Below are 9,119 nucleotides of genomic sequence, written 5' to 3'. Positions count from 1 at the left end.
GTTGCGCTCCGCCGCGCCGCGTTCGGCCCGGTCGGCGCCTTCGCGCAGCAGGTCACCCGCGACCGTCTGGCCGGAGAGCAGCTGTTGATCCTGACTGGCCAGCGACCACGCGGCGGTCGGGATGCCTGCGGATTCCGGCGCGGGTTCGGCCTGGGGTTTGTGCCGACGGGCCGACCAGGCAGGCAATCCGTTCTCGCCGACGCCTTCGCGCCGGGCCGGTCGTCGATGCGCCTCCGGCTCGGGCGGAGCCTGCCTGCCCGGATTCGCTCTCGGATCGGGCGGCGGCGCGAAGGGCAGCGGTTGCGACTCCGGGGCGAAACCGCCGGTGGACGGGGACCAAGCCGCCGTGGACGGACCCAGGTCCTCGGCGGCTTCCGCGGCCTCCGCCGCCCTGCGCCTCGCCGCGCGCCCACCCCTCGCGCCGTTGCGCTCGGGCAGAGCCGAGCGGCCGAAGCCGGGCTCGTCGAAGTCTCCGTGTCCGTTGCGGCTCGGCTCGCCGATCCCAAGGTCGGACAGCGCGTCGAGGCCGAACGATTCGGACCGGGCCTCCTGCCAGGACCGTGCCTCGGTGGCCTCCTCCTCGGGCTCCTCCCGCCTGCGCCTTCGTCCCGAGCGCGGAGGCGTCTCCGGAGCCGCCGCCAGCGGATCGGGGGCGTACGGGCCGGGCGCGACCGAGAACAGATCGGAGACCGGGGTATCCGGTGACAGCGGATCGAACGACGTGCCGTGGCGCGCGGAGGGCATCTCCCGGCCTGGCATGACCCGGCTGGACCGCCCGGGAGGCGGGTCCGGCTGTGCGTACCCGGCCAGCGGGTCGTACATCGAGATCGGGCCCGACATGGGCGAATACGACGACGGATCGGGCTGCGGCTCGGGCGCGTAGGAAACCGGTTCCGGCGCCGGCGGATCGAACGACGGCGGCGCGTAGGCGGGTTCCTCCGCTCCGGCGTCCGGCGCCGCGTGCGCGGAGTGGCCGCCGCCGTCCCGGATGACCGGCAGGTCACCGGTCAATTCGGCGACGGAGATGCCACGGCCGCTGCGGCGGCGCCTGCCGCCGCCGGACGAGGCGCCGCCCTGCTGGCCGTTACGGGCCAGCAGTTCCGCGACCGACAGCTGTTTGGAGTCCTCGCTCATGACGACACCGTCCCGATCGAGCCCGGCGAAGGCGCGCCGCCGGGCGCGGGCCGACCGTCACCGGTCGCCGAGCCCGCTGAGTATGTTGCTTCGGGTCCACCATTCATATCGGTATCCAGTTTGCGCAGGATCAGCCCTTCGCGCAGCGCCCACGGGCAAATCTCCAAAGTATCGAGCGAAAGTGCCCGCATACTCGCCTCCGCGACCAGTGCGCCGGCCACCAATTGCTGTGACCGATCGGAACTTACGCCTTCCAATTCTGCACGGTCCGCCGCCGTCATCCGCGAGATGAACGCGATCAGTTGGCGCAGGCCCGAGCTCGTGAGTGTACGACGCACCCGAGGGCCCGCCGCGGACGGCGCCGCTCCGGTCAGCCTGGCCAGGGACCGGAATGTCTTCGATGTGCCGACGGCGAGATCGGGCTTTCCCGGCTCGAGCAGCTTCTTCGCCGGTACCACCAACTCGGCGTCGAGCCAGTCGCGCAACACGGCGACCCGGCGCTTGCCCGGCGGGTCCTCGCGCAGCCATTCCCTGGTCAACCGGCCCGCGCCCAGCTGCAAGGACAGTGCGACGTCCGGCTCCTCGTCACCGCCGTTGGTCATCTCGAGCGAGCCGCCGCCGATGTCGAGGTTGAGAATGCGCCCCGCGCTCCAGCCGTACCAGCGGCGCACCGCGAGAAAGGTCAGCCGGGCCTCGTCGACGCCGGACAGCACCCGCAGGTCGACGCCCGTCGACTCGCGAACGCGGCTGAGCACCTCCTCGGAATTCGCCGCCTCCCGCAGCGCCGAGGTGGCGAACGGCATCAGCTGGACGCATCTGGAGGTCTCGGCGATGGAGGCGAATTCGGCCACGGTGTCGATCAGCCGCTGCGCGCCCGCCTCGGTGATGCAACCGGCGGCATCGATGTTCTCCGCGAGCCGCAAGGTGGCCTTCGTCGAACTCATCGGCAGGGGGTGACCGCCACGATGCGCGTCCACCACGAGCAGGTGAACGGTATTGCTTCCGACGTCGAGTACCCCAAGCCGCACATGAACACGGTACTGGGTGGTGCTGCGCGTCGGCCCAGGCGACCGAGCTGTTAGCGTCGTCTTTCGTGACGGTAGGCGCATCACCGAGCAGCCCGACCCGGCCCCGACCAGCGGGGAAGATCGACCCAGCCCCCGAAGTCGAACCAGACTTTCCCCGCGAGTGGATCGAGTTCGTAGATCCGGCAAACGACGAGCATCTGATCGTCGCGGATCTGACCTGGCTGCTGTCGCGGTGGACGTGCGTGTTCGGCACCCCGGCCTGTCAGGGCATCCTGGCCGACCGGCCGGATGACGGCTGCTGCTCGCACGGCGCGTTCCTCTCCGACGACGACGACCGCAAACGGCTGAGCCGCGCTGTGAAGATGCTCACACCCGAGGACTGGCAGCTGCGGGACGAGGCGACCAACGCGCAGGGCAAGGTCACCAAGAGCGGCTATCTGGAACTCGACGAACTGGACGACGAGCCCGCGCTGCGCACGCGCCGGTTCGACGGCGCCTGCATCTTCCTCAACCGCCCCGGCTTCGCAGGCGGCATCGGCTGCGCCCTGCACTCCATGGCGCTGCGGCGCGGCATCGAGCCGCTGGAGGTGAAGCCGGACGTGTGCTGGCAGCTGCCGATCCGCCGCACCCAGGACTGGGTGGACCGGCCCGACGGCGTGCAGATCCTGCGCACCGTGATCACCGAATACGACCGCCGCGGCTGGGGGCCGGGCGGCGCGGACCTGGACTGGTACTGCTCGGGCTCGCTGGACGCCCACGTCGGCGCCAAGCCGGTGTGGCAGTCCTACGCCCCCGAGCTGACCGAACTCATCGGCGCGCCCGCCTACGCGGAGCTGGCCAGGCACTGCAAACGCCGCGAGGGCCTCGGTCTGATCGCCGTGCACCCGGCGACGGTGCACGCCGATCGGATGCGGGAGACCACCGACCCGCGCGCCTGATCGTTTGCCGACCGAGCGCTCGATCGGGCGGCTTCCGGCGGCGCGCTCGATCGGGCGGTTCACCCCGTCGCCATGCGAGCTTCACCCGGATCGGGTTTGATGTGCCGTTATGTCCAAGAAAGTTCTCACCGCGGCGACCATCGCACTGGGCGCCGCCCTCTCGCTGACCGGAGTAGCCCACGCCGAGCCGAACGGCGACCCGCACAAGTTCTTCGACTTCACCACGGAGTTCGTGTCGGCCACCGATCCGGCCGCGGTCAACGCCAAGGCCGCGGGCAAGCTGCTGATCGCCAGCCCCTACGGCACTTCGCACACCATCGCCTGCCGCGGCACCAACACCGCGGACCTCTACGACTGCATGCAGGAAGACGATCTGGGCTGGATCACCCTGCAGAAGACCGAGACCCCCCTCGGCACCACCTGGATCTACGTGCCCTGAGCGACCACGAACGGCAACGGCCGAGAGCACCGCAGTGCTCTCGGCCGTTTCAGGTTCTCGCCTCGCGCGGGCCTCATGCCTCCAGTTTGTAGCCGAGGCCGCGCACGGTGACCAGATGTTCCGGCTTGGCCGGGTCCGCTTCGATCTTCGAGCGCAGCCGCTTGACGTGCACGTCCAGGGTCTTGGTGTCGCCGACGTAGTCGGCTCCCCACACGCGGTCGATCAGCTGACCGCGGGTGAGCACCCGCCCGGAGTTGCGCAGCAGGTATTCGAGCAGGTCGAACTCCTTCAGCGGCAGAGTGACCGGCTTGCCGTTCACCATCACGGTGTGCCGGTCGACGTCCATCCGGACCGGACCCGCTTCCAGCACGCCGCTCTCGTTGGAGCCCTCCAGTTCGTCGCCGGCCCCGCGGCGCAGCACGGCGCGGATGCGCGCGATGAGTTCGCGGGCGGAATACGGCTTGGTGACATAGTCGTCGGCGCCGAGTTCCAGGCCGACCACTTTGTCGATCTCGCTGTCGCGCGCGGTGACCATGATCACCGGGACGCCGCTGCGGGTGCGCAACTGCTTGCACACGTCGGTGCCGCTCATGCCGGGCAGCATCAGGTCGAGCAGGACGATGTCCGCACCGGACCGGTCGAACTCGGCGAGCGCGGACGGCCCGTCACCGACGACGGTGACCTCGAAACCCTCCTTGCGCAGCAGGAACGCGAGCGGATCGGCCAGCGACTCCTCATCCTCGACGATCAGAACACTCGTCATCTGCGTGCCTCCACACCATTCGGTCGGCCCGGTCCGGTGGGACGCGGGCTTGTTTCTATCGTGCTCACCACGGCGCCGTCGTTGTCGTCGTCGGCGCCTGTTTCGTGGTGGGCGGGTATGCGCAAGGTGAACGTCGATCCGGTGCCCAGCTTGCTCCACAGGGTGATTTCCCCGTTGTGGTTGGCGGCCACGTGTTTGACGATAGCCAGACCGAGACCGGTACCGCCCGTCTGGCGTGAACGCGCCTTGTCGGACCGGAAGAACCGCTCGAACACCCGCTCCTGGTCCTCCTTGGCGATGCCGATGCCGCGGTCGGTGACCGCCATCGCCACGTGATCCCCGCGCAGCGATCGGCTCACCGACACGTGCGAGCCGGGAGGCGAGTAGGCGATCGCGTTCTCCACCAGGTTGGACAGGGCGGTGACCAGCAACGTCTCGTCGCCGAGCACCTCGAGACCGCTCGGGCGGTCGGTGCTGACCGTGATCCCGGCGGCCTCGGCGGCGGTGCGGGAACGGTCGACCGCTTGGGTCACCACGGTGTCCACGTCCACCACCTCGAGTTCGGGCAGCTTCTCCGCGCCCTGCAAGCGGGACAGCGCGATGAGCTCGGTCACCATCTTGCCGAGACGGCGCGATTCGCCGAGCACGCGCTGACCGAAATGCCGCACGGCCTCGGGGTCGTCGGCGGATTCCAGCAGGGCTTCGGCCAGCAGGCTCATGGCGCCGACCGGGGTCTTGAGTTCATGGCTGACGTTGGCGACGAAGTCGCGCCGGGTGGCCTCCATGCGCGCCTGTTCGGAGTCGTCGTCGGCGAACAGCACGGTGAAGGTGGTCTCCTCGCGCGACAGCTGCCTGGCGACGCCGCGCACCGCGATGCGGCCGCGGCCGGGGACCGGATTCTTGGCGGTGAGGTCGAACTCCGCGGATTCGCCGGTGGCGAGCACCTTCTCCACGGCGGCCCAGGCGCGCTCGTCGAGCAGGCGGTTGCGGACCAGGCCGAGTTCCTCCGCGCGCGGATTGACCAGCACGACGTCGCGGTACTCGTCGACGACCGCGATCCCGCTCTCGGAGGCGAGCACGATCAGATCGAGAACCTGGGACATGGTGAGACCGGACTCGGCCTGCCTGCGCGCGGCCTGCCTGGCATTCACATACGGGATCAATAGCCCGCCGACTGCCAGGCCGACGACAGCCGCCAAGATGGCCAGCAGCACGGCCTGGGGAACACTCACATTTGAATCGTACGGTCGCCGACCGGTCGGCCGACGCGGGGTACACGAAGTTTCGCGCAGGTCATAGGCCCTTCCGGCGCCGTTAGCCGCATGTTTACGCGCTGTTCGACGTCAGCTCTGCGGGTCGTATCCACCAGCCGGTCGGTTCGCTTCGTCCTCGGCTTCGGCGAGTGCCTCGTTGACCGCGGCGCCGTGCTTGTCCACCCATTGGCCGAGGGCGTAGATCGGGATCAACAGGTCCACGCCCGCCTCGGTCAGCTCGTATTCGACCCGCGGCGGGGCCTCGGCGTACCGGTGACGGCGCACCAGCGTCATCCGTTCCATCCGGCGCAGCGTCTGCGTCAGCATCTTCTGACTGATCCCGCCGATCGCGGTGCGCAGCTCGCCCGGACGCATGGGTCCCTCGCGCAGCAGATAGACCAGCACCGGTAGCCAGGAGTTGCCGAAGATGTCCACACCCATGCGGGCCGGGCAGTCGGATTCGAAGTCGCCGTACGGCGCGAAGTCCACCCGCTCGGAGCCGAGCGGGTCGATGGGTGCTGCGCTCACGACTCCAGCTTGCCAGCGCCGTCGCGCACCTCCGGGTGCCTTTCGCGATCCCTAGCGTCGGCGGCGTACACATCTCGAGTCAGGAGTTCGGATGCGAATCGGAATCATCGGCGCAGGCGCGATGGCGCGGGCGCTCGGCGGCGGCTGGAGCGCGGCGGGGCACGAAGTGCTCATCGGCGCGCGATCCGCCGGCGCCGCCGCGGAATCGGCGGCCGCGATCGGCGGGCGGGCCGGAAGTATCGCCGACGCGGCGACTTTCGGCGACGTCGTGCTGCTCGCGTTACCCGTGCCCGCGCTGCCGGACGTGCTGCCCGCGATCGCGGAGTCGCTGGCCGGACGCACGGTGATCGACTGCACCAACGCCTTCGCCCCGGACGCGGCGGCCCCCGAAGGAGCCACCGCCTTCGTGCTCGCAGAGGACGCTGTCGCGGAACAAATCGCGGCGCTGACGCCGGAAGCGCACGTGGTGAAGGCGTTCAACCTGTGCGCCGCCGAGGTGTGGCAGGCCGACGCGCGCGTCTTCGACGACCGCCGCTTGGCGGTGCCGCTGTGCGGCGACGACGAAGCCGCGGTGCGGACGGTCGCCGGACTGGCCGAGGACCTGGGATTGCGGGCGTTCCCGGCGGGCGGGCTGCACCGGGCCCGGTATCTGGAGGCGATGTCGGTGTTCACCGTCGGTCTCTGGTTCGCCGGGCACGATGCCCGCGCGATGTTCCCGCCCTTGGCGGCCGCCTTCGCCGCCGCCGACTGACCGGGCCGGAGCGTGCACCCGCACCCATACCCCGCAATGTCAAGCATGATGCGCGCGGGTGCACGCTCGGACCCCGCCCCGGATCTACCAGCCCGGATTACCGCGGACCGGGATGTTGACGAAGCTCGGACGGCCGGGGTCCAGCTCCAGATGCTGTGGCCGCATGCCGGTGTCGATCAGCATCGGCAGGATCGGCAGGCCCTTGGGGAAGTTGCCGGCGTACACGTCGACGCGCAGCCGGTGCCCGGGTTGCAGGATCGCCTCGGTAGCGGGCAGCGCGATGTCCAGCGTGGTCACCTCGCCAGGCACCGTCGGCTGCCGCTGCTCCAGCGAGGTGTACGGCCGGGGATCGGTGTAGTCGCCGTTGGCCGACTTACTGCTGTTCGCCTCATCGATCGCCCGCAGCGAGGCCATGAGCTGCCCCGACGACAGCACGCTCGACTGCCCGTCCGGCGCGACGTCGTTCACCGTGACCACCCAGTACCCGTCGGCGGCGTCCTGGACGGTGTTGAGCCGCACCGCGATCCGCCCCGAGATCGTGGTCGGCTCGGCGACCGGGGCGCTGGTGAAGGTCAGGCCGTTGAGTTCCTCGACCCTGGAGTCCTTCGCGCACCCGTCGATGACCGACAGCACACCGGCGGTGCCCTGGGCGGCGTCGTTGGAGCACAGGCTGGTCAGGCCGGGCGCGACGGTCAGGCGCGCCGGCTCGCCGGTGCCCGCGCTATCGAGCGAGCCGTCGTACAAGCTGTTCGCGGTACCGCTGAGCGCGGCGGACAGATACATCCTGCGATGCACCGCCTGCCCCGAATCCGCGGCGGCGGTCGGCGCGGCGAACGAGTCGGTGGTGATCCAGCCGCCGCCCTGCTGGCGCAGCGTGATCGGGCCGTACTGCTCGATGCCGTTGTCGATGTCCTTGAGCCACCGGTCGAACCAGGCGCGCTGCAACACGTCCAGCCGCGGCGGCAGGCCCGGCTTGCCGTACTCGTTGCCCGAGTTCAGGTGATAGGTGTTGCCCATCAGCAGCTGCTTGTGGCCCGGCGGCAGCGGAATCTCGTTGTAGATCTTGGATTCGGAGTAGGTGAACAGGTCGTGCCAGCCACCGGTGACGAAGGTCGGCGTCCGGATTCCGCTGGGGTCACCGAGCCAGTCCTCGCGCGGGCCGGAACCGTCGGTCAGCAACTCCTTGGCGCGCGGGTCGAGATCTTCGATGCGCGCGGTGGTGTAGACGTTGAGCAGCACGTCCATGAAGGTCAGCGGGTCGCGGGCGCGGTCGGCCAGCCACGTGGTGTCCAGCTGCCCGTTGAGCACCGAGGCCAGATCGGGGATCAACTTGAGGCCGTTGATCGCGGTGAGCCACAACGGAATGAAGTTGAAGCCGAAGCCGCCGCCCGGCGCGAGCACGTCGTTGACCAGATCGCTGCCCGGCACTACCGGGAAGATCGCCTGCAATGCGGGCGGCCGGTTCTCGGCGACCTGCACCTGGTTGATCCCGGAGTAGGAGATGCCGTTCATGCCGACCCGTCCGTTGGACCACGGCTGGCGCGACGCCCAGTCGATCACCTCGAGCGTGTCCTGCTGCTCACGTCCGCGCAGCATGTCCCAGACGCCCTGGGAGAAACCGGTGCCGCGCACGTCGACGACCACCTGCGAGTAGCCGCTCTTGATCAGCTGGCGGTCGACGGTGAAGTTGCGCAGTTCGCCCCCGCCGAAGGCTTTGGTCAGGTCGGTGACTCCGGACAGCGGGGTGCCGCTCATGTCGATCTGCCGGAAGAATTCGATCAGCGCGTCGGACAGGCCGGGGATCGACTGCGCGTGATCGGCCAGGTTCGACACCAGTTTGGTGTACGGCGTCAGGTTGACGATCGTCGGCGTGGGGGTGTCGATGGGGCGGCCGGAGATGTCCGCGGGCCGGTAGACGTTGCCCTTCAGGACCGTTCCGTCACTCATCGTGATGGGGACGTCCCACTGGATGTTGATGTTCGGGTACTGCTGTGGACCATCCTGGGTGACCGTCCAGGCCGCTCCCGCGGCGCCGCCGTCCGGGCCGGTCGGCGGCGCGACGGCATCGGCGCCGCCGGCTAGCAAGGGGACGAGCATCGTGGCGGCAACCGCCGCCACCGTGGCCCGCAACGCGTTCTTCATCGGACGTGATCCACCTCTCGGCTGGTCGAACGACCAGAGTGTACCGACTTACTTGCCGGTAAAAACAGTGGGTAACTTAAACCGCCGACGTCGTGTCGCGGAGCGACCGGCATTGCCCGGCGTGTCGCACGGCAACGCCCCCG

General features: G+C 69.5%; 8 protein-coding genes and 1 pseudogene. 3 read left to right on the top strand and 6 right to left on the bottom strand.

The genetic code is table 11. The features are described 5' to 3' along the window. Both NB3_RS05300 and NB3_RS05295 read right to left on the bottom strand, forming a co-directional pair. Positions 1–1,134, bottom strand: a pseudogene (locus tag NB3_RS05300) (hypothetical protein); the annotation flags it as partial. Next, entirely contained in the window at positions 1,131–2,162 is a 1,032-nt protein-coding gene (locus tag NB3_RS05295) for a Ppx/GppA family phosphatase (protein WP_067797329.1), read from the bottom strand. The gene NB3_RS05295 and the pseudogene NB3_RS05300, both read right to left, overlap by 4 nt. 65 nt (positions 2,163–2,227) lie before the next feature. Here NB3_RS05295 and NB3_RS05290 point away from each other — a divergent pair, with 65 nt between their 5' ends. Next, complete coding sequence (locus tag NB3_RS05290) at positions 2,228–3,100, top strand: DUF3109 family protein (protein ID WP_067797326.1); 873 nt, start codon at positions 2,228–2,230, stop codon at positions 3,098–3,100. 109 nt (positions 3,101–3,209) lie between these two features. After that, positions 3,210–3,539 (top strand): hypothetical protein, encoded by a 330-nt coding sequence (locus NB3_RS05285; protein ID WP_067797324.1) that lies wholly within the window; start codon positions 3,210–3,212, stop codon positions 3,537–3,539. 73 nt (positions 3,540–3,612) lie between these two features. Here NB3_RS05285 and NB3_RS05280 read toward each other — a convergent pair whose 3' ends face one another. The 3 genes from NB3_RS05280 to NB3_RS05270 all read right to left on the bottom strand — a co-directional run bounded on the left by NB3_RS05280 (position 3,613) and on the right by NB3_RS05270 (position 6,083). Further along, positions 3,613–4,302, bottom strand: a complete 690-nt coding sequence (locus NB3_RS05280; protein WP_039802162.1) for a winged helix-turn-helix domain-containing protein — start codon at positions 4,300–4,302, stop codon at positions 3,613–3,615. Continuing rightward, a complete protein-coding gene (locus NB3_RS05275) occupies positions 4,299–5,534 on the bottom strand; it encodes a sensor histidine kinase (RefSeq protein ID WP_067797316.1) in 1,236 nt (411 codons plus the stop codon). The genes NB3_RS05280 and NB3_RS05275 overlap by 4 nt, the downstream gene beginning before the upstream one ends. A 111-nt stretch (positions 5,535–5,645) precedes the next feature. Beyond that, a complete protein-coding gene (locus NB3_RS05270; protein ID WP_174553170.1) occupies positions 5,646–6,083 on the bottom strand; it encodes a winged helix-turn-helix transcriptional regulator in 438 nt (145 codons plus the stop codon). 91 nt (positions 6,084–6,174) lie between these two features. On the opposite strand from NB3_RS05270, the gene NB3_RS05265 reads away from it, so the two are divergent. Then, positions 6,175–6,834: an NADPH-dependent F420 reductase gene (locus NB3_RS05265; protein ID WP_067797314.1), complete on the top strand. Its 660-nt coding sequence runs from the start codon at positions 6,175–6,177 to the stop codon at positions 6,832–6,834. 84 nt (positions 6,835–6,918) lie between these two features. Here the strand turns inward: NB3_RS05265 and NB3_RS05260 are convergent, their stop codons facing one another. After that, entirely contained in the window at positions 6,919–8,976 is a 2,058-nt protein-coding gene (locus tag NB3_RS05260; protein ID WP_067797311.1) for a CocE/NonD family hydrolase, read from the bottom strand. Positions 8,977–9,119: the final 143 nt, after the last annotated feature.

It is taken from the genome of Nocardia beijingensis NBRC 16342 (assembly GCF_001612785.1).
Taxonomy (GTDB): domain Bacteria; phylum Actinomycetota; class Actinomycetes; order Mycobacteriales; family Mycobacteriaceae; genus Nocardia; species Nocardia beijingensis.
The sequence above is the reverse complement of the archived record's forward strand: the minus strand, read 5'-3'. Positions and strand labels throughout refer to the sequence as shown.

Excerpts from the sequence above, each read along its gene's own strand:
- NB3_RS05285 (WP_067797324.1), top strand. The coding sequence starts at position 3,210 with ATGTCCAAGAAAGTTCTCACCGCGGCGACCATCGCACTGGGCGCCGCC.
- NB3_RS05280 (WP_039802162.1), bottom strand. The coding sequence starts at position 4,302 with ATGACGAGTGTTCTGATCGTCGAGGATGAGGAGTCGCTGGCCGATCCG.
- NB3_RS05265 (WP_067797314.1), top strand. The coding sequence starts at position 6,175 with ATGCGAATCGGAATCATCGGCGCAGGCGCGATGGCGCGGGCGCTCGGC.
- NB3_RS05260 (WP_067797311.1), bottom strand. The coding sequence starts at position 8,976 with ATGAAGAACGCGTTGCGGGCCACGGTGGCGGCGGTTGCCGCCACGATG.